At 51.9% G+C, this 23,093-nt stretch carries 22 protein-coding genes; 19 read left to right on the top strand and 3 right to left on the bottom strand.

Annotation, left to right across the window (positions count from 1 at the left end; genetic code table 11):
• Positions 1-148: 148 nt before the first annotated feature.
• The 15 genes from K1X45_RS03345 (at position 149) to K1X45_RS03275 (ending at position 17,027) form a co-directional block, all read left to right on the top strand.
• Positions 149-1,198 (top strand): LacI family DNA-binding transcriptional regulator, encoded by a 1,050-nt coding sequence (locus tag K1X45_RS03345; RefSeq protein ID WP_220159843.1) that lies wholly within the window; start codon positions 149-151, stop codon positions 1,196-1,198.
• Positions 1,195-2,205 (top strand): Gfo/Idh/MocA family protein, encoded by a 1,011-nt coding sequence (locus tag K1X45_RS03340; RefSeq protein WP_220159842.1) that lies wholly within the window; start codon positions 1,195-1,197, stop codon positions 2,203-2,205. Before K1X45_RS03345 ends, K1X45_RS03340 begins: the two co-directional genes overlap by 4 nt.
• Before the next feature lie 4 nt (positions 2,206-2,209).
• Positions 2,210-3,835, top strand: a complete 1,626-nt coding sequence (locus tag K1X45_RS03335; protein WP_220159841.1) for an acyl CoA:acetate/3-ketoacid CoA transferase — start codon at positions 2,210-2,212, stop codon at positions 3,833-3,835.
• Positions 3,828-4,607 carry an enoyl-CoA hydratase/isomerase family protein gene (locus tag K1X45_RS03330; protein WP_220159840.1) on the top strand — a complete coding sequence of 260 codons (780 nt, stop codon included), beginning with the start codon at positions 3,828-3,830 and terminating at the stop codon, positions 4,605-4,607. Before K1X45_RS03335 ends, K1X45_RS03330 begins: the two co-directional genes overlap by 8 nt.
• Complete coding sequence (locus K1X45_RS03325; protein WP_220159839.1) at positions 4,607-6,133, top strand: aldehyde dehydrogenase family protein; 1,527 nt, start codon at positions 4,607-4,609, stop codon at positions 6,131-6,133. Before K1X45_RS03330 ends, K1X45_RS03325 begins: the two co-directional genes overlap by 1 nt.
• Before the next feature lie 199 nt (positions 6,134-6,332).
• Positions 6,333-7,574 carry an ABC transporter substrate-binding protein gene (locus K1X45_RS03320; protein ID WP_220159838.1) on the top strand — a complete coding sequence of 414 codons (1,242 nt, stop codon included), beginning with the start codon at positions 6,333-6,335 and terminating at the stop codon, positions 7,572-7,574.
• 151 nt (positions 7,575-7,725) lie between these two features.
• Complete coding sequence (locus K1X45_RS03315) at positions 7,726-8,604, top strand: carbohydrate ABC transporter permease (RefSeq protein ID WP_022709423.1); 879 nt, start codon at positions 7,726-7,728, stop codon at positions 8,602-8,604.
• Complete coding sequence (locus K1X45_RS03310; RefSeq protein ID WP_022709424.1) at positions 8,604-9,488, top strand: carbohydrate ABC transporter permease; 885 nt, start codon at positions 8,604-8,606, stop codon at positions 9,486-9,488. The genes K1X45_RS03315 and K1X45_RS03310 overlap by 1 nt, the downstream gene beginning before the upstream one ends.
• Before the next feature lie 3 nt (positions 9,489-9,491).
• Positions 9,492-10,607 carry an ABC transporter ATP-binding protein gene (locus K1X45_RS03305; RefSeq protein ID WP_220159837.1) on the top strand — a complete coding sequence of 372 codons (1,116 nt, stop codon included), beginning with the start codon at positions 9,492-9,494 and terminating at the stop codon, positions 10,605-10,607.
• A 9-nt stretch (positions 10,608-10,616) separates the two neighbouring features.
• On the top strand, positions 10,617-12,152 hold the full coding sequence (locus tag K1X45_RS03300) for an FAD-dependent oxidoreductase (protein ID WP_220159836.1): 1,536 nt from the start codon (positions 10,617-10,619) through the stop codon (positions 12,150-12,152).
• The gene (locus K1X45_RS03295; protein WP_220159835.1) at positions 12,149-12,925 is read left to right on the top strand and encodes a 3-ketoacyl-ACP reductase; all 777 of its coding nucleotides are present in this window, start codon (positions 12,149-12,151) and stop codon (positions 12,923-12,925) included. The genes K1X45_RS03300 and K1X45_RS03295 overlap by 4 nt, the downstream gene beginning before the upstream one ends.
• A gap of 39 nt (positions 12,926-12,964) precedes the next feature.
• Positions 12,965-14,620 (top strand): GMC family oxidoreductase, encoded by a 1,656-nt coding sequence (locus K1X45_RS03290; protein ID WP_220159834.1) that lies wholly within the window; start codon positions 12,965-12,967, stop codon positions 14,618-14,620.
• A gap of 8 nt (positions 14,621-14,628) precedes the next feature.
• Complete coding sequence (locus K1X45_RS03285) at positions 14,629-14,949, top strand: Dabb family protein (protein ID WP_220159833.1); 321 nt, start codon at positions 14,629-14,631, stop codon at positions 14,947-14,949.
• Positions 14,950-15,120: 171 nt separating this feature from the next.
• On the top strand, positions 15,121-15,927 hold the full coding sequence (locus K1X45_RS03280; protein WP_022709430.1) for a hypothetical protein: 807 nt from the start codon (positions 15,121-15,123) through the stop codon (positions 15,925-15,927).
• A 26-nt stretch (positions 15,928-15,953) separates the two neighbouring features.
• The gene (locus tag K1X45_RS03275) at positions 15,954-17,027 is read left to right on the top strand and encodes a linear amide C-N hydrolase (RefSeq protein WP_075654922.1); all 1,074 of its coding nucleotides are present in this window, start codon (positions 15,954-15,956) and stop codon (positions 17,025-17,027) included.
• Positions 17,028-17,122: 95 nt separating this feature from the next.
• Here K1X45_RS03275 and K1X45_RS03270 read toward each other — a convergent pair whose 3' ends face one another.
• A complete protein-coding gene (locus tag K1X45_RS03270) occupies positions 17,123-17,746 on the bottom strand; it encodes a GGDEF domain-containing protein (protein ID WP_255560507.1) in 624 nt (207 codons plus the stop codon).
• Positions 17,747-18,126: 380 nt separating this feature from the next.
• On the opposite strand from K1X45_RS03270, the gene K1X45_RS03265 reads away from it, so the two are divergent.
• Entirely contained in the window at positions 18,127-18,651 is a 525-nt protein-coding gene (locus K1X45_RS03265) for an N-acetyltransferase (RefSeq protein ID WP_220159831.1), read from the top strand.
• Positions 18,652-18,783: 132 nt separating this feature from the next.
• On the opposite strand, the gene K1X45_RS03260 is transcribed toward K1X45_RS03265, so the two are convergent.
• Positions 18,784-19,152, bottom strand: a complete 369-nt coding sequence (locus tag K1X45_RS03260) for a hypothetical protein (RefSeq protein WP_220159830.1) — start codon at positions 19,150-19,152, stop codon at positions 18,784-18,786.
• A 189-nt stretch (positions 19,153-19,341) separates the two neighbouring features.
• On the opposite strand from K1X45_RS03260, the gene K1X45_RS03255 reads away from it, so the two are divergent.
• Positions 19,342-19,614, top strand: coding sequence for a hypothetical protein (locus K1X45_RS03255; RefSeq protein ID WP_022709435.1), 273 nt, complete (start codon positions 19,342-19,344; stop codon positions 19,612-19,614).
• Between the two features lie 150 nt (positions 19,615-19,764).
• Here K1X45_RS03255 and K1X45_RS03250 read toward each other — a convergent pair whose 3' ends face one another.
• Positions 19,765-20,970, bottom strand: a complete 1,206-nt coding sequence (locus K1X45_RS03250; protein ID WP_075654926.1) for an MFS transporter — start codon at positions 20,968-20,970, stop codon at positions 19,765-19,767.
• A 256-nt stretch (positions 20,971-21,226) separates the two neighbouring features.
• On the opposite strand from K1X45_RS03250, the gene K1X45_RS03245 reads away from it, so the two are divergent.
• Together K1X45_RS03245 and K1X45_RS03240 are read left to right on the top strand one after the other, a co-directional pair.
• The gene (locus K1X45_RS03245; RefSeq protein ID WP_022711695.1) at positions 21,227-22,036 is read left to right on the top strand and encodes a helix-turn-helix domain-containing protein; all 810 of its coding nucleotides are present in this window, start codon (positions 21,227-21,229) and stop codon (positions 22,034-22,036) included.
• 192 nt (positions 22,037-22,228) lie between these two features.
• A complete protein-coding gene (locus tag K1X45_RS03240; RefSeq protein WP_220159829.1) occupies positions 22,229-23,026 on the top strand; it encodes a hypothetical protein in 798 nt (265 codons plus the stop codon).
• Positions 23,027-23,093 lie beyond the last annotated feature (67 nt).

Here is a 23,093-nt window from a genome sequence, read left to right as displayed (position 1 = left end):
GCTATAAAATTTAGATCGTTCCAATTTTTGAAAGAGTAATTCAATTTTTTGCAGATGCAACAGGCAATTTGCATCGATTTTCCGGATTAATCTTCACTTGACAAATTTGGAACGATCTAATTTTATGAAGGGAGACAGGGAGAATGCCGTGAATAAAAAGCGTGTCACCGTTGTTGAAATTGCACAGGCTGCGGGCGTGTCCAGGTCGACCGTATCGCTTGTTCTGCAAAATTCTCCGCTGGTGAATGAGGCCACAAGAGCTAAAGTGACCGCTGTTATCCGCGAGCTTGGTTATGTCTATAATCGCGGTGCGGCCAATCTGCGCCAGTCCGGCTCCAATTCAAAAATTATCGGCCTTGTCGTCAATGATCTGACCAACAGCTTCTTCGCAGAACTTGCGGTCGGGGTTGATATGGTGGTGCAGTCGGCAGGCTATGTGCAGTTTCTTTCGCATACGGGAGAAAGTCCGGATCGTCAGCGCGAAGTCATTACCTCTATGCGTGAGCACGGTATTTCCGGACTGATTGTGTCGCCTGCGCGCGGCACGCAAGCCATTGATCTGAAGCCGCTGATCGCCGGCGGAATTCCGGTAGTTGCGACTGTGCGTAATGTAGCTGGTGCCAAAGTTTCTTCTCTGATGTCGGATAATCACGGCGGGGCGATGGCTGCGGTTGAGCATCTGGTGGCGCTGGGGCATCGCCGCATCGCTTTTCTCGGCGGTTTTGCTGATACGGGCGTGTTTACTGAGCGCTATCAGGGTTATGCGGATGCTCTGCAACGGGCAGGCATTGTGCTTGAAGAGGCGCTGATTATCGGTTCTGCGCCGTCCCGCGCCGGTGGTGTGGATGCCATAATGCGCGCAATGCAGCTTGCGGACAAACCGACAGCCGCGCTTTGTTTTAATGATGCGGTTGCATTCGGTGTGTGTGACGGGTTGCGGGCACAACGTATGGAGCCGGCTGCTGATTTTGCCGTTATCGGTTTTGACGATGTGATTGAGGCCAAATCTGCGGTTCCGGCACTCACTACAGTCTCCGTCGATCCGCAGGGCATGGGGCAGAAAGCGGCACAGTTACTGCTCAAGCAAATCAATGCAGGGCAACCGGAAGCCGAAGCGATTGTCAGTTCCGTGCGCCTGGTCGTGCGGGAAAGCTGCGGTGCGACAAGGCAAGGGGAACAGCGGAGGATTACAGGATGACAGTGCGGTGGGGTCTTATCGGCGCAAGTACAATCGCCTCAGAATGGGTGATTGATGCAATCCGTGCAACGGGTGGTGAGGTTGTCAGTGTGATGAGCAGCAGTGCTGAGCGCGGCGCCGCCTATGCGGAAGAGAACAGAATTCCCCGATCTGTCACTACGCTTGATGCGCTGGTCAATGATACGGAAACCGATGCTGTCTATATCTCGACAACAAATGAGCTGCACCGCGATCAGGCTATCGCTGCGATAAAAGCAGGCAAGCATGTGCTGTGTGAAAAACCGCTGGCACTTTCCCTTGAAGATGCCCGTGCCATGGTTGAGGCGGCCAGAGCGGCGGGGGTGGTTTTTGCCACCAATCATCATTTGCGCAATGCTGCCAGTCATTGTGCCATGCGCGATGCAATCGCAGCAGGCAGGATCGGCAAACCGCTTTCCGCGCGGGTTTTTCATGCGGTTTATCTGCCGCCGCATTTGCAGGGCTGGCGGCTTGATAGGCCGCAGGCCGGTGGCGGTGTTATCCTCGATATAACCGTGCATGATGCGGACACTCTGCGCTTTGTGCTGAATGATGATCCGGTTGAGGCGGTGGCTTTCGGCCAGTCCGGCGGGATGGGAAAACAAGGGCTGGAAGATGCGGTAATGGGTGTCTTGCGCTTTAAATCCGGTGTGCTGGCTCAGTTTCATGATGGGTTCACCACGCAATTTGCCGAAACAGGTTTTGAAGTGCATGGCACAGAAGGCTCACTGATTGCCTGTAATGTGATGACGCAGAAGCCGGTTGGTTCTGTCATTTTGCGCAATGCGGAGGGCGAGCAGGTTTTGCCGCTGGAGCAGCGCAATCTCTATGAAACCGCGCTGGAGGCATTTCACAATGCGGTCAAAGGTAAAGGCGCAGTTTCTGCCAGCGGTGAAGATGGTGTCTGGTCACTGGCAACCGCACTTGCCGTGGCGCAATCCGTGAAAAGCGGCAGTGCCGTGCAAATCAGAACCGGTTTGGGAGAGTGATAATATGAGCAAGCATATTACTCCCGCACAGGCCGCGGCTCTGATCCCCGATCATGCAGTGGTTACTGTTTCCTCATCAAGCGGACTTGGCTGCCCTGATCTGATGCTCAGAGCTATCGGTGAGCACTTTGAGGCAACGGGGCATCCGCGTAATCTCACGACGCTGCATCCGATTGCGGCTGGGGATATGAGCGGTATCAAAGGCATCGATCATATTGCTAAAAAAGGTCTGCTGGCGAAAATTATCGGCGGGTCTTATCCGTCCGGCCCGTCATCGGCAGAACCGCCGCTGATCTGGCAGATGATCGGTGCGAATGAAATTCCTGCCTATAATGTGCCTTCCGGCATTCTGTTTGATATGCATCGTGAGGCTGCTGCCAAACGACCTGGTGTGATAACTAAAATCGGACTGGACACTTTTGTCGATCCTGACCGGCAGGGCTGCGCCATGAACGAGGCAGCACAGCGGGAGCCGGTTGTGCGCAAGATTGAGTTTGCGGATGAAGAATGGCTCTATTTTCCCAATATCATACCGCAGGTCGCCATTATTCGTGCAACAACGGCTGATGAACACGGCAATCTCACTTATGAGCATGAGGGAGCCACTCTCGGCGGGCTGGATCAGGCATTGGCCGCCCGCAATAATGGCGGCATTGTTATCGCGCAGGTGAAGCGCATTACCAAGCAGGGCTCGCTGAAACCGCATGATGTGCGTGTTCCGGGTATGTTGGTCGATTATATTATCGTTGATCCGGAACAGAAACAGACAACGCAGACAGTTTATGATCCGGCGATTTCCGGTGAGATTTTCAGACCATTGGAGAGTTTCCGCGTGCCGGAATTCAATGTGCAGAAGGTCATTGCACGGCGTGTTGCGCAGGAGCTTGAAGCGGGAAGCTGCGTTAATCTCGGTTTTGGTATTTCAGCCAATGTGCCGCGTATTTTGATGGAAGAAGGGCTGCACGGCTCAGTCACGTGGGTGATCGAGCAGGGCGCTGTCGGTGGTGTGCCGCTATTGGATTTTGCATTCGGCTGTGCCTCCAATGCCGATGCCTATATGCCTTCGCCCTATCAGTTTACCTATTTTCAGGGCGGCGGCTTTGATGCCTCGCTGCTGTCCTTTCTTGAAATCGGACGTGACGGTTCCGTCAATGTATCGCGGTTGTCTTTCCGCCCGCATGTGACAGCGGGCGCTGGTGGCTTTGTCGATATTACTGCACGGGCAAAGAAGATTGTCTTTTCCGGCATGTTCAATGCAGGTGCAAAGCTCGGCATTGAGGGCGGCGGACTGGTTATTGAAAAAGAAGGCAAGCTGAAGAAGCTGGTCAATGAAACGGAGCATGTCACATTTTCCGGCAGCCGCGCCGTCGCGCAGGGACAGGATATTACCTATGTGACTGAGCGCTGTGTGATGAAGCTGACACCGCAGGGCATCATGCTCACGGAAATTGCACCGGGTGTGGATTTGCAGGCGCATATTCTGGAGCAGTCGGAATTTCCGCTCATTATTTCGCCGGAACTGAAACTGATGGATGCTGCTTTATTCAGGGAAGAACCACTTGGCCTGACTTTGCCGGAAAAACCGCAGCGTATCTTGCAAGAGCAGATCGAGGGGGCAGATCATGACTGAGCCGCGTATCATAACCTCCCGTGACGGCGCCATTGCCACGATCACTGTCACACGGCCGGATAAGCTCAATGCATTTGATATTGAAATGCTGAAGGAATTGTCGGCGGCCTGTGATGCGGTTGAGGCGGATAGTGCAGTGCGGGTTGTTATTCTTACCGGCGCGGGCAAAGCCTTTTCCGCCGGTGGTGATATCAAGGCATGGGGCGCGATGCAGGCCAATGAATTCGGCCATCAATGGGTGCGTTTCGGTCATCGGGTTTTTGACCGGCTGGCAACGTTAAGAATGCCACTGATCGCCGCGATAAACGGCCATGCGCTTGGCGGCGGGCTGGAACTTGCCGGAGCGGCGGATATCCGCATAGCCGAAAAGCATGTTACAATCGGCCTGCCGGAAACATCACTCGGCATGGTTCCCGGCTGGTCCGGCACACAGCGTCTGGTGCAGCGTTTGGGTGCGCAGATTATCCGGCGTATGGTGCTGGGCGGCGAGATGTTCGCTGCCGAAGAAGCCTGCAAATTTGGGCTGGTGGATCAGGTTGTTGAAAGCGGATCAGCTTTGGAGGCTGCCAAGGCCTATGCAGCGCGTATTGTTACACGCGGGCCTGCGGCGCTTGAAATATCCAAGCTGATGATCGGTGTTGCCAATGGCGAGGATAATGGCGCAGCGGTTGAAACGCTTGGTTCCATGCTGGCCGCCAAAACCGGTGATCTCAGAGAAGGGGTTGCTGCTTTCAGTGGCAAACGTCCGGCAAATTTTAAAGGAGAATGGTAATGGCCGTTCTGATCGCGCCCAAGCCTCCGGCAGATATCGCTGTTCGTGATTTTAAAATGCTGATTGATGGCGAATGGGTGGTCGCAACCTCCGGCAGGATGCTGGAACGCATTGCGCCGGGGCACGGAGTGCCGGTGAGCCGTTATCCTGAAGGCAGTCATATTGATGCAGAACGCGCGATTGCTGCTGCAAAACAGAGCTTTGATACTGGAATATGGAACAGCAAAACCGGTGCCGAGCGCTCCAATATCCTGCTGAAAATCGCGGATATGATTGAGAAACGTGCAGAAGAACTGAGCTTCTGGGATGCTGTTGAAGCCGGAAAGCCGATCAGTCAGGTGCGGGGCGAGATTGCCGGTGCTGTTGATATCTGGCGCTATGCGGCGGCACTTGCCCGTGATTTGCATGGTGAGAGCTATAATACGCTCGGTGACGGCACGCTGGGCGTTGTGCTGCGCGAGGCAATCGGCGTTGTGTCGATGATTACGCCGTGGAATTTCCCGTTTCTGATTATCAGCCAGAAGCTGCCTTTTGCTCTTGCTGCCGGATGTTCCTGTGTGGTCAAACCTTCGGAAATGACATCAGCTTCCACACTGATCCTCGGTGAAATTCTGACCGAAGCAGGTGTTCCTGCCGGTGTTGTAAATATTATCACCGGTACAGGTGCCGGTGCGGGTGCACTGCTGAGCACACATGCTGATGTGGATATGGTGTCTTTCACCGGTTCAACCGGTGTCGGTCGTCTGATTATGGCGAATGCAGCGCAGACACTGAAAAAAGTGTCGCTGGAGCTTGGCGGTAAGAACCCGCAAATTGTCTTTCCTGATGCTGATCTGGATGCATTTATCGATGCTGCGGTATTCGGCGCTTATTTCAATGCCGGTGAGTGCTGCAATGCGGGTTCACGTCTGATTCTGCATAAAGATATCGCGGATGATGTGATCTCCCGTATTATTGCCCTCACAAAAAAGGTGAGACTGGGTGATCCGCTTGATCCGCAAACGCAGGTCGGTGCAATTATCAGTCAGCAGCATCTGGAGAAAATCAAAACCTATATATCCGGTGCCAAAGCGGATGGCGCAGCAGTGAGTGCCGGCGGCGGAACCGTGGATTTTGACAGCGGCCAATATATGGAGCTGACTTTGCTGTCGGGCGTTACGCCGGATATGGCTGTGGCGCGTGAGGAAGTGTTCGGCCCTGTCTTGTCTGTACTGACATTTGAAACTGCGGAAGAGGCAATTCATATTGCAAATTCCATAGATTACGGCCTGTCAGCGAGTGTCTGGAGCCGTGATTTCGATACATGTCTGACTGTGGGGCGCAAGGTGCGATCCGGCACAATCTGGATGAACACTTTTATGGATGGTGCATCGGAATTGCCGTTTGGCGGCTATAAACAATCCGGACAGGGCAGAGAGCTTGGCCGCCATGCCGTTGAAGATTACACGGAAACAAAAACTCTGAATATGCATATCGGCTCGCGAAAAACGCATTGGGTGCGTGACGGGAGCGCGGCTGAAGAATAATATTTTAATCGATTTGAATTTTGCAGAACACTGCTTGACGAACGGAGAATTGTAACGTCCTATTTCGCCTGACGGTTGGTCGTAAAAGAATAGCCCGATCAATCTTGCGAGCCGAAAATTTATGCTGTTCGGGAGGACAGCAGGTAATGACCAAGCGGGAGGTTTCCGCTGCTGACAACTTGCAAACGGGAGGAATACGATGCGCAAGTTTATGACAACAACAGCAATGGCTTTAGGTTTTATGGCAGGTGCGGCTCAGGCTGCGGAGAATGTAGAGGTGCTGCACTGGTGGACAGCCGGCGGCGAAGCGGCAGCTCTGGATGTATTGAAGAAAGATCTCGAAGGTAAAGGGATCGGCTGGACGGATATGCCGGTTGCCGGTGGCGGCGGTACAGAAGCGATGACCGTTCTGCGTGCCCGTGTTACCGCGGGAAATCCGCCGACCGCCGTACAGATGCTCGGTTTTGATATTCGTGACTGGGCAAAAGAAGGCGCACTCGGCAATCTGGATGAAGTCGCGGGTAAAGAAGGCTGGGAAAAGGTTATTCCCGCACCGTTGCAGGAATTTGCCAAATATGACGGTCACTGGATTGCCGCTCCGGTGAATGTTCACACCACCAACTGGATGTGGATCAACAAAGCAGCACTCGACAAGGCGGGCGGTAAAGAACCGGCCAATTGGGATGAGCTGATTGCACTGCTGGACAAGTTTAAAGAAAAGGGCATTACCCCTGTAGCGCATGGCGGTCAGCCATGGCAGGACGGCACGATTTTTGATGCCGTGGTGCTGTCATTCGGCACGGATTTCTACAAAAAAGCCTTTATTGATCTCGATCCGGAAGCCCTTGGCAGTGATACGATGAAACAGGCTTTCGATCGTATGACCAAGCTGCGCTCCTATGTGGACGATAATTTCTCCGGTCGTGACTGGAATCTGGCATCAGCGATGGTGATTGAGGGGAAAGCCGGTCTGCAATTTATGGGCGACTGGGCAAAGGGCGAATTTGTCAAAGCCGGTAAGAAGCCGGGGGAGGATTTCGTCTGTATGCGTTATCCGGGGACACAGGGTGCTGTAACTTTCAACTCCGATATGTTTGCGATGTTCAAAGTTGCGGAAGACAAAGTTCCGGCACAGCTGCAAATGGCTTCCGCGATTGAAAGCCCGACATTCCAGTCCGCTTTCAATGTCGTTAAAGGTTCGGCACCGGCACGTACCGATGTACCGGATACCGCTTTTGATGCCTGCGGTAAAAAGGCAATCGCCGATGTGAAGGAAGCCAGTGAGAAGGGCACAATGCTCGGTTCCATGGCGCATGGCTATGCCAATCCTGCCGCTGTTAAAAATGCGATTTACGACGTTGTAACCCGCGAATTTAACGGTGAGCTGACTTCGGAAGAAGCTGTGAAAGAGCTTGTGGCAGCCGTTGCCGCCGCTCAGTAAACTGATTGCAAAACCGGAGGCTGCCTTTGCGCAGCCTCTGTGATCCGGCACGGATTGTGACCGGTCATTTATTGACAGCATTTGAAATTGAATTTTTTTAAGCGCCTGTCCGGTTGTCTGGCCGGATATGTGCCAAGTGTGGTGATTGACCATGAATAGCCGCAGCTGGTTGCAGGAGCTGTTGCCAAAACTTGTCTTGGCTCCGAGCTTTTTTATTATCCTGATTTTTGTGTATGGCTTCATTGCCTATACGGGGCTTCTGTCGCTGACAGACAGTAAGATGCTGCCATCCTATAATTTCGTAGGATTGGAGAATTATTCCAAGCTCTGGGCGCTGCCGCACTGGTGGCGGGCAATTTCCAATCTGGCGATTTTTGCGTCACTTTATATCATTATTTGCTCGGTAATCGGGCTGTTTCTGGCGATTATGCTGGATCAGAAGATACGCGGCGAAGGGTTTCTGCGCCCGATTTATCTTTATCCGATGGCGCTGTCCTTCATTGTAACCGGCACGGCATGGAAGTGGTTTCTCGATCCGGGTATCGGGCTTGAACATACGATGCAGGTCTGGGGCTGGGAGAGCTTTCACTTCAACTGGATTAAAGATCGTAATTACGCGATTTACTGTGTGGTGATTGCAGCTGTCTGGCAGTCTTCCGGTTTTATTATGGCGATGTTTCTGGCCGGTTTGCGCGGCGTGGATAATGAAATCATCAAGGCCGCGCAGATAGACGGCGCATCGACATTTACGACCTATCGCCGGATTATTATCCCGATGATGCGGCCGGTCTTCCTGTCGGCTTTTGTGGTGCTCGCGCATCTGGCGATCAAGGCCTATGACCTTGTTGTTGCTTTGACCGGCGGCGGCCCCGGACAGGCAACCGAAGTGCCTGCAACTTTTATGTATTCCTATACATTTACCCGTAATCAGATGGGGATCGGTGCTTCTTCGGCGATTATCATGCTGGCGATGATTTTCTCGATCATCATCCCTTATCTTTATGCAGAAATTCGCGGAGGGAAGCGCTGATGAGTGGTTCTGACAATCCGCAAAATGCAATCTCGCATAAAAGGCTGACGCGAGCGCTGATCTATACGCTGTTGCTGATCTTCGCCGTTTATTATCTGCTGCCGCTTTATGTGATGGTGGTCAATTCTTTCAAGCCGCTGGAGGAAATCCGGCAGGGCGGTATGCTCAATCTGCCGCAAAGCTGGACGATCGAGCCGTGGCTGTCTGCATGGTCAACAGCGCAGATCGGTGTGCAGCCAACCGGCGTGAAGCCGTTCTTCATCAACTCCATTCTGATGGTGGTGCCTGCTGTTGCGATTTCCACCATTGTCGGTGCGCTCAACGGCTATGTGCTGACCAAATGGAGTTTTCGCGGTTCGAATATTTTCTTCGGATTGCTGCTTTTGTCCTGCTTCATTCCGTTTCAGATTGTGCTGATCCCGATGGCGCGTATTCTCGGAATGCTGGGGCTCTCCGGTTCAATTTGGGGGCTTATCATGGTGCATGTCATCTATGGTCTTGGCTTCACAACGCTGTACTTCCGGAATTATTACGAGGCATTTCCGACGGAGCTGGTGCGTGCCGCCCAGATCGACGGGGCAAGTTTCATGCAGATTTTCCGGCGCATTCTGCTGCCGTCTTCGGGGCCGATTATCGTGGTTTCAGTCATCTGGCAGTTCACGAATATCTGGAATGACTTTCTGTTCGGTGCGTCATTTTCCGGTGCGTCATCCACGCCGATGACAGTGGCGCTGAATAATCTTGTCTCATCCTCAACGGGGGTGAAGGAATATAATGTTCATTTTGCAGCGGCGATCCTCGCGGCGCTGCCTACGCTGATCGTTTACATTGTTTCCGGCCGCTATTTTGTACGCGGTCTGATGTCCGGTGCTGTGAAGGGATAAAATATGTCATTTCTTAAAATCACAAACCTTCGCAAGTCATACGGGGCTGTAGAAATTCTCAAGGATATCAGTCTTGAGGTTGAGGAGGGCGGTTTTCTGGTGCTTGTCGGGCCGTCCGGCTGCGGAAAATCCACTTTGCTCAACACGATTGCCGGACTGGAGCCGATCAGCTCCGGTGATATTGCCATTAATGGTCAAGCGGTAGCTGATCTGCCGCCGTCCAAACGTGATATTGCCATGGTATTTCAGTCCTATGCGCTTTATCCGAATATGACGGTTGCCGGAAATATCGCATTCGGCATGGAAGTGCGCGGCGTTCCGAAAGACGAACGTGAAAAGGCCATTCGCGACGTATCGGAAATGTTGCAGATCGGGCATTTGTTGGATCGCAAACCCAGCCAGCTTTCCGGTGGTCAGCGCCAGCGTGTGGCAATGGGGCGGGCGCTGGTGCGCAATCCTCAGGTCTTTCTGTTCGATGAACCATTATCCAATCTTGATGCCAAGCTGCGTGTGGATATGCGTACCGAGATCAAACGTCTGCATCAGCGCATGAAAACCACAATCGTTTATGTGACCCATGATCAGATTGAAGCGATGACACTGGCAACAAAAATTGCCGTTCTCAAAGATGGAATTTTGCAGCAATTCGGCACACCGGCAGAAATTTATAACAGTCCGGTCAATATGTTCGTAGCGGATTTTATGGGCTCACCAGCTATGAATTTGCTGACTGCAACCGTTGAAAACAGTGCGCAGGGGCTGCAGATTTCACTTGAGCGACCAGATAGCGATCCGCTGAAACTGCCGGTGCCTGCGAGACAGAAGGAACTGGACGCCTATGCCGGTAAACAAGTGGTCTTCGGTATCCGTCCTGAGGCGCTGACTGATCCTGACGGTACAGACCGCAATGCGGGCACTATCGCGGAAGGTGACTGCCACATTGAGGTTGTGGAACCGGCAGGATCGGACACTTTTGCGGTGACCAAGCTTGGTGGTAAGGAAGTGGTAGCGCGATTGCGGGCAGATGCGCATATCCATGCGGGGCAGACTGAGCGGCTGGCCTTTAATCTGGATAAAGCCGTGTTCTTTGATCCGCAAACGCAACAGCGTATTGCGTGAGATAAGTGCATGGGTACTTCCTCATCCAGGCAGCCGGATATTGTCATTATCGGTTCAGGCATCGGCGGGGCAACAATCGCTTCGGGGCTGGCGGCGAGCGGCGCTGATATTCTGATCCTTGAGGCTGGCGGGCATTTGCCGGACAGACCGGAAAATCGCGATCAGGCTGCAATTTTCCAGCGCGGCTTTTTCCGGCCAGACGAGTTCTGGTATGAGAAAAGCGCCCGTGCAGACGGATATACAGCTTTTAATCCCGGTAATTATTACAATGTCGGCGGCAATTCAAAATTCTACGGTGCGGTGCTGTTGCGTTACCGTGCCGAGGATTTTGAGGAGATGCAACACAGGGAGGGCGTGTCTCCTGCATGGCCGTTCGCCTATGAAGAGCTTGAGCCGTGGTATTCTGAGGCCGAGCAGCTTTATCAGGTGCGGGGCGCTGCGGGTGACGATCCGACTGAACCGTTTCATTCGCAAGCCTATGCCTTTCCGCCTGTGCCGGAAGAGCCTGCAATTGCTAAGGTAAGGGCACGTTTGAAGGCTAATGGCTTGCAGCCTTTTTCACTGCCTCTGGGTGTGGATGTGGAGCGTTGGTTGCGCAAGGCCAAAACGCCGTGGGATGCGCATCCCAATTGCGATGACGGCAAAATGGATGCTGAAACGACTGCGCTGGCCAAAGCTTTGCAGCATTCCAATATACGCTTGCAAACGGGTTCACGGGTTACAAAACTGAACACCGTTGCTGACGGCAGGCATATTGAGAGTGTCTGCTATGTGAAAGACGGCACTGAGCATCGCCTGACACCGAAACTGGTGATCCTGTCTGCGGGAGCTGTGCAATCTGCCGCTTTGCTGCTGCGCTCAGCCAATGCGCAGCACGTTCAGGGATTGGCCAATTCCTCAGGGCAGGTTGGCTGTAACTTCATGAACCATAATGCGAGTGCGGTTCTGGCCGTGTCGCCATGGTATAAAAACACGTCTGTTTATCAAAAGACTTTCGGCCTTAATGATTTCTATCTTTCCGATGGTGAGGGTGGAGCACCTTTAGGAAATGTGCAGCTTCTGGGGCGTATTTCCGGACAGATTCTCAAAGCCAGCCTGCCGCAAGTGCCGCTATGGATGCTGAATAAACTCTCCGCCCATGCCATCGATTTCTACGCGATGAGCGAGGATCTTCCGCATCCGGACAGCCGGATTATGGTGGATGGCGAGCGCATCATCATGCAGTGGCAACGCACCAATTGGCAGGCGCATCTTGATCTGGTGAAAAAGTTGAAAACAGTGCTGAAGGCGGCTGGTTTTCCGCTCGTTTTGTCCCGTGTTTTTGACAAGCGCACGCCGTCACATCAATGCGGAACGGTGCGGATGGGGAGTGATCCGGCACAGGCACCGCTGGATGTTTTTTGCCGTGCCTATGACCATCCCAATCTGTTTGTGGTTGATGCATCTTTTCTGCCGACATCTGCAGCGGTTAATCCTGCACTCACAATTGCTGCGCAGGCATTGCGGGTGGCCGCACATATTTCTGCAAAGGATTTGCAGTCATGACAGTTGCACAGCGTCCTGTTGCTCTGATTACCGGCGGCCGTCGCGGTATTGGCTTAGCGACTGCCAAAGCGCTTGCGCAGTCGGGATTTGATGTTGCGCTTACTGGAATAGAGTCTGTTCAGACTGACGATCCTGTACTCGCGGAACTCGGTGCACTGGGGGCCGATGCGCATTACTGGCAGTCGGATTTGTCTGATACCTGTCAGCATCAAACAACGGTTGATGCGATATTTCAGCACTTTGGCACAATTGATTGCCTTGTGAATAATGCGGGTATCGGCTCTGTTATTCGCGGGGATTTTCTGGAGTTGCGTCCGGAAAATTTTGATGCGGTTATGAATGTTAATCTGCGGGGCACGATCTTTTTTACGCAGGCTGTTGTCCGCTTAATGCTGGCGGTGAAGCACAGTCAGAAACCCCGTACAATCATTAATATTACCTCGGTTTCCGCATCTGCCAGTTCACCCGAGCGGCTGGACTATTGTATCAGCAAGGCAGGTCTGTCGGCTTTCAGTCAGGGACTGGCTTTGCGGCTTGCTCAGAGTGGTATTGCGGTTTTTGAAGTCCGTCCCGGCATTATCCGCACAGATATGACTGCAAAAGTTTCAGAAAAATATGATGCGCTGATTGCTGAAGGGCTGGTGCCGGTCGGACGTTGGGGAGAGGCGGCGGATATCGGAGCGATTTGTGCCGGTCTTGCTTCCGGTGCCATGCATTTCGCCACGGGAACAGTGATTGCTGCGGATGGCGGCCTGTCAATTGCGCGCTTCTGACGTGCATTTCTGAAATGACCTGATTTAAGGATCAGAACCATGCGTTATGATTATATTATCACCGGTGCGGGGCCTGCCGGTTGTGTTCTGGCAAACCGCTTGTCAGAAGACCCTGATGTGAAGGTTTTGCTGTTAGAAGCCGGTGGCAGTGATCGCAATCCGTTGTTTCATATTCCTGCAGGCTTTGCAAAGATGACCAAAGGTGTTGCCAGCTGGGGCTGGGAGACTGTCCCGCAAAAACATATGAAGGGGCGGGTGCTGCGCTATACGCAGGCAAAGGTTATCGGTGGCGGCTCGACGATTAATGCCCAGCTTTATACGCGGGGCAATGCCGCGGATTATGATCTCTGGGCTGAGGAAGACGGTTGCAAAGGCTGGAGCTATCGCGAGGTTCTGCCATATTTTAAGCGTGCTGAGGATAATCAGCGTTTTGCAGATGACTATCATTCGTATGGTGGTCCGCTTGGCGTGTCGATGCCGGTTTCAGCCTTGCCGATTTGCGATGCGTATATCCGCGCGGGGCAGGAGCTTGGTATTCCCTATAATCATGATTTTAACGGTAAAACGCAGGCCGGTGTCGGGTTCTATCAGTTGACACAACGTAACCGCCGCCGCTCTTCGGCAGCCCTTGCTTATCTTGAGCCGGTGAAAAACCTTAAGAACCTGACGATCCGGCTCGGTGTTGCCGTAACGCGCATTGTGCTGGAAGGATCGCGGGCAGTCGGTGTGGAAATTGCCACGACCAAAGGCACTGAGATTATCCGCGCCGAGCGCGAAGTGCTGGTGTGTTCCGGTGCTATCGGCTCGCCGAAATTATTGCTGCAATCGGGTATTGGTCCTGCGGATCATCTGAAATCTGCCGGTGTTACGGTTCAGCATGATCTGGCCGGTGTGGGGTCTAATATGCAGGATCATCTTGACCTGTTTGTGATTTCAGAATGCACAGGCGATCATACCTATGACAATGTTGCCAAGTTGCATCGCACATTGTGGGCAGGGCTGGAATATGTGTTGTTCCGCTCAGGGCCGGTGGCATCCAGCCTGTTCGAGACCGGTGGTTTCTGGTATGCAGATCCGCAAGCACGTTCGCCGGATATTCAGTTTCATCTTGGCCTCGGCTCCGGTATCGAAGCCGGTGTTGCAAAACTTAAAAATGCCGGTGTCACACTTAATTCCGCCTATCTGCATCCACGTTCGCGCGGCACGGTGCGGTTGCGGTCTGCTGATCCGGCGGCTGCGCCGCTGATTGACCCGAATTACTGGTCTGATCCCCATGATGTTAAAATGTCGATTGAGGGATTGAAAATCGCACGTGAAATTTTCGATCAGGTGGCTTTGAAGTCTTTTATTCTGGCGGAAAAACTGCCGGGTAAGCAGGTGATGAGTGATCAGGACTTGTTTGATTATGGCTGCGCCAATGCGAAAACTGATCATCATCCGGTAGGCACCTGCAAAATGGGAACGGGTGAAGATGCAGTTGTCGGTCTTGATCTTAAAGTTCATGGCTTGGAGGGGCTGCGTGTCTGCGACAGTTCGGTGATGCCGCGCGTGCCGTCCTGCAATACCAATGCGCCGACAATCATGGTGGGGGAAAAAGCGGCGGATATTATACGTGGTTTACCGCCGCTGCCTGCCGTGATTTTTGCCGATGAGCGCAATGATTTCCGTCCGCGTGCACGGACACAAATTAGATAGGCAACCTTATGATCCGTCACTGTGTTTTCATTCACTTTAAAGCATCGGTTTCACAGGCTGAGAAGGATGCGATTTTTGCAGAAATTGCGGCATTAAAATCTCGTTTAAAAGGGCTGCTCGCCGTGCATATTGGCAAGAATGTCAGCCCTGAAACCGGTATGGATAAAGACTATTCGGAAGGTTTTATCGTAGATTTTGCTGATGCTGCGTCCCGTGATGCCTATCTTGCTGATCCTGAACATCAGAAAACGGGCGCGAAGATTGTGGCTGCAGCGCAGGGCGGTACAGATGGTGTGCTGGTCTATGATCTGGAAATAAAAACAGTTTGAACATTGCTTGCTGTTGCAGCTGTTTTAATCCGCCTGTTCAATTTATTTTTGTCTTATCATGTTATTTATTGGAAATGCTGGCTGAATACTTCGGACGGAAGTTGACCCGCTGCCATAATCATCTATTTTCTCAATAGATTCTTAATTTATCGGCAAGGGGCATGCCTGCTTATGCGTAATATTGCACTTCTCACGACTTCAGCGCTTTCCGGTCTGGCTATGATGTGTAACGCAATGGCTGCCGATGTGGCTCAGCCGCAATATATTGCCGAAGACGGCTGGAAGATTATCGTCAGTCCTTATGTCTGGGGCGCTTCGCTCAAAGGTAAATCTGCTCTGGCCGGTATTCATACGGATGTGAATATCCCGTTCTCCGAGATTTTTGATAATCTTGATATGGCGGTGATGGGAAATGTCGAGATTGTTAAAGGCCCGCTGGGTTTTTATATCGACGGCCAATATGTTTCCACCACACAGGATGAAAATCTGTTCGCCAATGAGCTGGCTCTGAATGTGAAGACAACCTCAATTGCCGGTGGTGCATTCTATCGCGTTTATGAGCAGGAACTGGGCGGCGTAACCGTTTTCAACGATCCGCAGCGTTTTACAGTCGAGCCGACAGTGGGTGTACGCTGGACAAAAATCAAAGCTGATCTTGCTGTCGGAAGATTCAGTGTCACCAAAAAAGCAGAATGGACAGACCCGTTTATTGGTGTGCGCCTGAAAACTGACCTGAACGAACGCTGGAATCTGTCCGGTGAGGCTGATATCGGCGGTTTTGGCGTCGGCTCCAAACTCAGCGTGAATGCACAGGCCTATCTCGGTTACCGGACTTTCCTGTTTGACCGCCCGACCAATCTGCGCATTGGCTACCGCGTTCTGTCACAGGATTATCAGGGTGACGATTTTACCGGCCACACCTTTAAATGGGATGTCGTGCAGCACGGTCCGGTTCTCGGCCTGTCCATGCGGTTCTGATCTTATTCAAAAAGCGGGGTTTTCTGATGTTTCTGCACCGTAAAGCGGTTCGTTCCGCGCTTGTGGCTAAAACAGTTGCATTGTCCTTATTCGCTTCGCCGCTGATTGCGGAAGCCTGCACGCGTGTCGTCTATCAGGGCGCAAATGATGATGTGATTACGGCTCGTTCCATGGACTGGAAAGTGGATGTGGCGACCAATCTCTGGCTGTTTCCGAAGGGCATGAAGCGGAATGGCGAGGCCGGTGAAAACTCGATTGAGTGGACATCGAAATATGGCAGCGTCATCGCTTCGGGTTATGATATTGCAACCACAGACGGCATGAATGAAGTCGGGCTTTCTGCCAGCGTTTTATGGCTGGTAGAGTCCGAATATCCGGAATTTACAAAAGACAAACCCGGCCTGACAATTGCTGCATGGGCGCAATATGTACTTGATAATTACGCAACGGTGGAAGAAGCTGTTGCCGCGCTGAAGACCGAGCCTTATACGATTGTTACCGATAAGGTTCCGGGTGAAAGCAGACTGGCAACGCTGCATCTGGCCATTTCCGATGCGAGCGGTGACAGCGCAATTATCGAATATATCGACGGCAAGCAGGTTATTCATCACAACCGTAAATATCAGGTCATGACGAATTCCCCGACTTTTGACCAGCAGCTGGCACTGAACAGCTATTGGCAGCAAATCGGCGGCACAGTCATGCTGCCGGGCACCAATCGTGCCGCAGACCGTTTTGCCCGCGCATCATTCTATATTAATGCCATTCCGAAGAGCGAAAATCCGGATGTGGCGCTGGCAAGTGTGTTTGGCGTTATTCGCAATGTGTCGGTGCCATATGGTATTACCACGCCGGATCAGCCGAATATCTCTTCCACACGTTGGAGGACTGTGGCCGATCAGAAGCGCAAACTCTATTTCTTTGAGTCTGCACTGACACCCAATACATTCTGGGTCGATCTGAAAGGCATGGATTTTTCCGCTGAGACCGGCAAGGTCAAAAAGCTCGATCTGGGTGAAAACCAGACCAATGTCTTTGCCGGCAATGTGAATGAGCAGTTTAAGGAAACAGAACCGTTTCAGTTTCTCGGGCTCGAATAAGCACTTTCACTAGTGCTGAAACGAAAAAGACCGTTCTGCAGAGATTGCGAACGGTCTTTTTTGTGAGCTGATATGTCCGTGCGTAAGCACTCGGCTTAACCGGTGGTGTTGCGGTTGTGGCTAAGACTTTGCTGGTTGAGCACCACCTGATTACGGCCGTTTGCTTTTGCCTGATACAGGCTTTGATCTGCCATGCGGATGAGCTGTGCGGTAGTCACAATGCCGGAGGAAAGGGCGATGCCGATGCTGATTGTCAGCGGATAAGGCTGATCCGGCAGGGGCGTGAAATTGATTGCCTCAACGCTCTTGCGTAATTGCTCGGCAATATTCTGCGCCTCAGCCATATTGGTATTGCTGAGGAATACGGCAAATTCTTCACCACCGATACGGCCGATAAGGTCATCCACCCGCAATGGCGAGCGGAGCGCGCTGACAATTGCAGTCAGAGCTTTGTCACCGGCGTGATGACCGTAAAGATCATTGATGTTTTTAAAATTATCGGCGTCTATCACCAGCAATGCTGCTTGCGTGCAGTTTTTGTTGGCGTGTTTGACCTGCTCGAGAAAAGCATTTCTGTTCAGAAGACCGGTCATGCTGTCAGTGTCGGCGCGTATCTGCAACAGCCTGTTAGCCTCTGTCAGCTCGTCTGATGTCTTTTTCAGTTTGGCGTTTTGTATGAAAATATACATGCTGATCGGAAAGCCGGTCAGTACAGGCATAATTGAATTCATCAGAAAGACAAAAGCAGTGAAGGGCTGGCCGGATGCATAACGGATGCTGAATGAAAATATCTGGCTCAACGCGACGACCAAGGCAGTCACGAATGTTGCTTTTAAAAGAATTTGATACACATCAGCCCCCAGACCATTGCTAAGGTTGCTCTTAAGCAGCTTTCCTAATTATGACCAGCAAGTTTGCCCGATTATGAGGGCAAGTTTTTTAAATTGCTTTTTTATTTTGAGAGCATATTGGCTCTGTTTTAAATTAGATAATTCAAATATTTATTGCTTTTTTTAAAGCTAGTAATTTATGCTGTTTACAGCAGGAACACGCTCAAAATAATTTATGCGGATTTTCATTCTTGTGAAAGCTGATGGTTATGACTGGCTTCGAAATTAAACCTCTGCCTTATGATAATATACATATCGCACAGCTGCGCGATCTTCTGGTTGAAACAGTCGCCAGCGGCGGGTCTGTCAGCTTCATGCATCCTCTCGAGCCGGAAACGGCAGAGGCATTCTGGCAGGGTGCGATGAACTCTGCGCAGAGCGGAGAGCGGATTATTCTCGGTGCTTTTGACGGTGAGAAGCTTGCCGGTACAGTCAGTCTGGTTCTGGTGCAGACCGCGAACCAGCCGCATCGTGCGGAGATCAGCAAGCTGATGACCTCTGTCTCCTGTCGCGGGCGCGGTGTGGCAACATTGCTGATGCAGGCTGCGGAAGCTCTGGCATTGCAGCATGGCCGCACACATCTGATGCTTGATACGGCAAGTGACAGTCTTGCGGTGTCAGTCTATGAGCGGCTGGGCTTTAAGCGGGTCGGCGAGGTGCCGGATTTCGCTCTCGATCCTTTCGGCACTTTGACCGGCACGATCTATTTCTGGAAAGACCTGAAATCTGTTTAGAGCGCGCGCAATTAAACGCGACGCGCTCTAGAGCGGTTTACGTCCAGATTGGATCATAGCACTCGCTCTGGATTCTTTATTTGGTCGCATTATCACGGGCGTCAAGTTGATCCAACTTGACTGTGAAATGCTCTAGTCCTGCGCGACAGTGACTTCGACATGTTCAGGATGAATATCCACGCGTATCAGCGGTGTGCCGTTTTCAATAATTGCACGGTCGCGGTCGGAAAGTGAGCCTTCGGAAAGCATTTTCTCCAGCTTTGCGCGGTTCGCCTTGTCGTTGAAAAACACGTCGGATTCATCTTCCGGATCCATTTTGCCAAAAATGTAAAAATTAGCGCGATCCTGACGGATAATCGTGGCTGCGGAATTCAGCGCCACGCCTGATGAGTTGTAATGATCCTGTTTGCTCAGGCGCGCCCAGTATGTATCTATGGGCTGCGCCCAGACAATCGTCGTCATACCCAGTACCGCAACAGACAAAAACGCCACTCGTAACATATTGCTCCCCCATAGTCCTGTTGCTTTCTATAATCCATTTTCGGCAGAAATGGAAATATTGTCACTGGCAGGTGGTTTTTGTTTTAAGTGAAAATAATTTGTTATTTTGAAAGATAAAAACACCAACATAAGCTGCCGGTGCATAAAATATTGCTCGTTTATCGACAGATCATAAAGAGAGATACTTCTATGAAATTCAAAACACTGGTTGCTGCATCTTTTTCTGCACTGCTCATCTCTGCTGCTGCAAGTTCCGCAGCATCTGCCTGCACGCAGGAAGAACTGACCAAGAAGGCAACAGACTTAACTGCTGCAATTCAGGAAGTGTTGACGAAAGATCCGAGCCGCGCTCAGGAAATTATGACAAAGTCGCAGGAAATGCAGACCAAGTATCAGGGTACCACTGATATGAATGAAGCCTGCAAGGCTTATGACGAGCTGCTGGAAACTATCAAGAAATAATATCCGGTCTTTGTTCCGGAGCAAGCGGCGGTTCCCGTTTTTGCTTTTCCGGCGATTAGGTCCCGACGGAAAAGTGCGCTCCGGAATAATGATTGAGATAAAAAAACGGGGAAGACCGCAAGGTCTTCCCCGTTCTCTTTTATGGGCCGGTTATGCTGCCATTTTTTTCGGCAGGCGCGGCAGCAATATTGTCAGCACGCCGAGCAGTGGCAGGAATGAACACAGCCAATAGACATATTCAATGCCGTGGCTGTCGGCAAAATCGCCGAGCAATGCAGCCCCGATACCGCCCGCACCGAATGCGAAGCCGAAGAATACACCGGCGATCATGCCGACACGTCCCGGTACCAGCTCCTGTGCAAAGACCACAATTGCGGAGAATGCCGAGGAGAAGATAATGCCGATGACAACGGCCAGAACACAGGTCCAGAACAGGTTAGCATAAGGCATCATCAGGGCGAAAGGAATAACGCCGAGGATCGAGAACCAGATAACGAAACGGGCGCCCATTCTGTCACCGATCGGGCCGCCGATGAAAACACCGGCTGCCGATGCACCGAGGAACAGGAACAGCATCAACTGAGCATTTTGTACCGTGACATCGAATTTCTCGATGACGAAGAAGGTGAAATAGCTGGAAATACTGGCCATATACACATTTTTGGTCGTGGTGAGCAGCACCAGAACCAGAATGGCGAACATCACGCGTCCCTGCGGCAGCGGCAGAGTGCGGTCTGCAGCAGGTTTGTTTTTGCTCTGACGCTGTTTTTCAGCATACCAGCGGCTGACACGGGTGAGCGCGATAAAGCCGAAAACCGCAATGATTGCCAACCATGCAACGCTCGACTGACCATTTGGCAGAATGATGAAAGCGGCAAGCAGAGGGCCGAGTGCGGAGCCGAAATTGCCGCCGACCTGAAACAGGGACTGGGCAAAGCCGTGGCGACCACCGGAGGCAATACGCGCCACACGTGAAGCCTCTGGATGAAAGATCGCCGATCCCAGACCGATCAGGCTGGAGCCGATCAGCAGCACCGTATAGCTGTCGGCATTGGCGAGCAGCAAAAGGCCGGTGAATGTGCTGACACTGGAGAGCGGCAGAGAATAAGGCATCGGCCAGCGGTCCGTGATAATGCCGATAACCGGTTGCAGAAGGGAGGCCGTGATCTGGAAGGTCATGGTCAGGAAGCCGATCTGACGGAAATCCAGATTATAATTGGTTTTAATCAACGGATAGATCGCTGACAGCAGCGATTGCATAATATCGTTGAACATGTGGCAGAAGCTGACAACCACAATCAGTGAAACGGTTGTGGCTTCAGTTATTTTTGGTGACTGGCTGGTCACGGTCGTCATTGCAAGTGCTCCGGATATGTTATGCCTTTTTTGAAGTCACGCGCTGTCCGGCGTCAGCCGGAAATATGCATTCTTTCTGTAAGTCAGAGGTCAATATTTCATGTAGCGTTCAGCGCCGATAAAGATGATGCTCTGTGCCGTATCTGACCGGATGCCGCTTTTTGATTTTTCTCTGACTGGCAGCATTCTGCTTAGTCCGCTTTTCTCTGGCCTGCTTTCGTGCTAAGGACGTAAAGTTTCTTAACTGGGCCAAATCATGCATTTAAATAGTCCTGATGATATAAATACACTGATTTCGCAGGGTTTTCATCTGATCGAACATGCCGCTGATCCGGTTGTAGCCCTTGCCAGACAATATCCGGGCGGCTTGCTGATCCCGATGCACCGCCATTCCCGAACGCAGTTTCTTTATGCGCGTTCAGGCGTTGCACTGGTTGTAACTGAGCGCGGGCGCTGGATGATCCCGCCGGATCATGCGCTGCTTATTCCGCGTGGTATCGAGCATCGGGTTGAAATGTTCTCCGGTGTTGAAATGCAATCGGTCTATATGCGCGATTATGACCATAGCGGCCATCCTTGCGTGCTGTCGGTTAATGAGCTGGTGCGCAGCCTGCTGGCAGAGGTGGTAAAGCTGCAAAAACCTGATGCGGATGATGAGCGCAGCGGCTTGCTTTTTGACCTGCTGCTCCATGAGATTAAGCGCCTGCCGGTGCGTGAGCTGGGACTGCCGTTTCCGGAGAAACCGGCATTGGCTGCATTGTGCAAAGCATTTTTAAAAGCGCCGGATCCGGCTGCGGATATTGACAGCTGGGCAGAGAAAATGGGCATGAGCCGCCGTTCTTTTACGAGGCTGTTCCGCGCGCAAACCGGCGTGAGTTTTGTGACATGGCGTCAGCAGGCCTGTATTTTCGCATCTCTGCCTAAGCTTGCTTCCGGTGAGCCGATTACATCGGTTGCGTTCGACACCGGTTATGAAAGCGCTGCGGCCTATACGACAATGTTCAAGCGCATGCTCGGCAGTTCTCCGCGAGATTATATGCGTCAGCAGGCCGGTTATGCCGGATAAAAAGGGATGAGATATTCTTTGTTTTTACGCATGGCTTGGTACTCAAATCAGGCCGACCTTTGCGAGACATGCTCTGGCATTGAACTGTTATTTAATGTACGGCAGTATATTGTGCAAACAGTGAAGAGAGCGCAAAAGCACTCCGGATTTTTTCTATTATAGTTTGCGCGTTATTTGCTCGGAGGGGGCAGAATGCACCATTTGTTCGGTATATCACCAGCTTTGATGTTCTTGCTGTTTTGTGTTTGTGGCATCATTTTCTATGCAGTCGGATTGGTGTTTCTGCGCATTTTCGCAAGACAGGCATCGAAAGATATTCTGACGCTGCCGATCGCAGCATTTGTCGGTACAATTGCAACGGCATGGGCTTTGGCGCTGGGCTTTGTTGCTGCTGATATCTGGACGGTGAATGGCCGTGCAGATCAGGCCGCTAGCGAAGAACGCTCATCCATTACCCGTCTGATCGGTATGGCACGGCCGGAGGCTCTGAATGATCCGGTCTTGCTCAAGGCGCTCACAGTTTACCGTGTGACAGTGATTTCTGAGGAATGGCATAAAGGCTACAACACTCAGCCCGCCCGCGCGGTTGAGGAGGCGTTGCAGAATATCCGTGTCTCGATGATCAGCCTTGCACGCGGCGATATACCAGGCGCTTTGATGTCGCAGATGGTGCGGGATTTCGATGAAATGCAGGATGCCCGTAATGCGCGCCTTGCGTTGGGATCAAGCTCTGTCAATCATTACAAGTGGTATCTGGTATTTTTCCTGACCGTTTTGACACTGGTCGTTATAGCTTCTGTTCATGCGGACAGGCCGAAAGCAGGGCGCAAAGCGCTCGCCATTTATATTGTGACAGCATCGATGAGTATGTGGATTTTGGCGATCCATACCAGCCCTTATCGCGGTGTCGGGCGTATTGATCCGACTGTGCTGTTTACGAGCCAGAAAAATGCGATGAGCTTGCCGGAAGCTTTCCATAAAAAAGGATAGCCTATTCATTATCTGATGCCGGTTATACCGGCATCACGTCAACTTCAGCCAGCATAATCACGCTGTC

This window comes from Pseudochrobactrum sp. Wa41.01b-1 (genome assembly GCF_019464455.1).
Lineage (GTDB): Bacteria > Pseudomonadota > Alphaproteobacteria > Rhizobiales > Rhizobiaceae > Pseudochrobactrum > Pseudochrobactrum saccharolyticum.
Note: the sequence above shows the minus strand (reverse complement) of the source record. Positions and strands in the feature narration are given on the sequence as shown.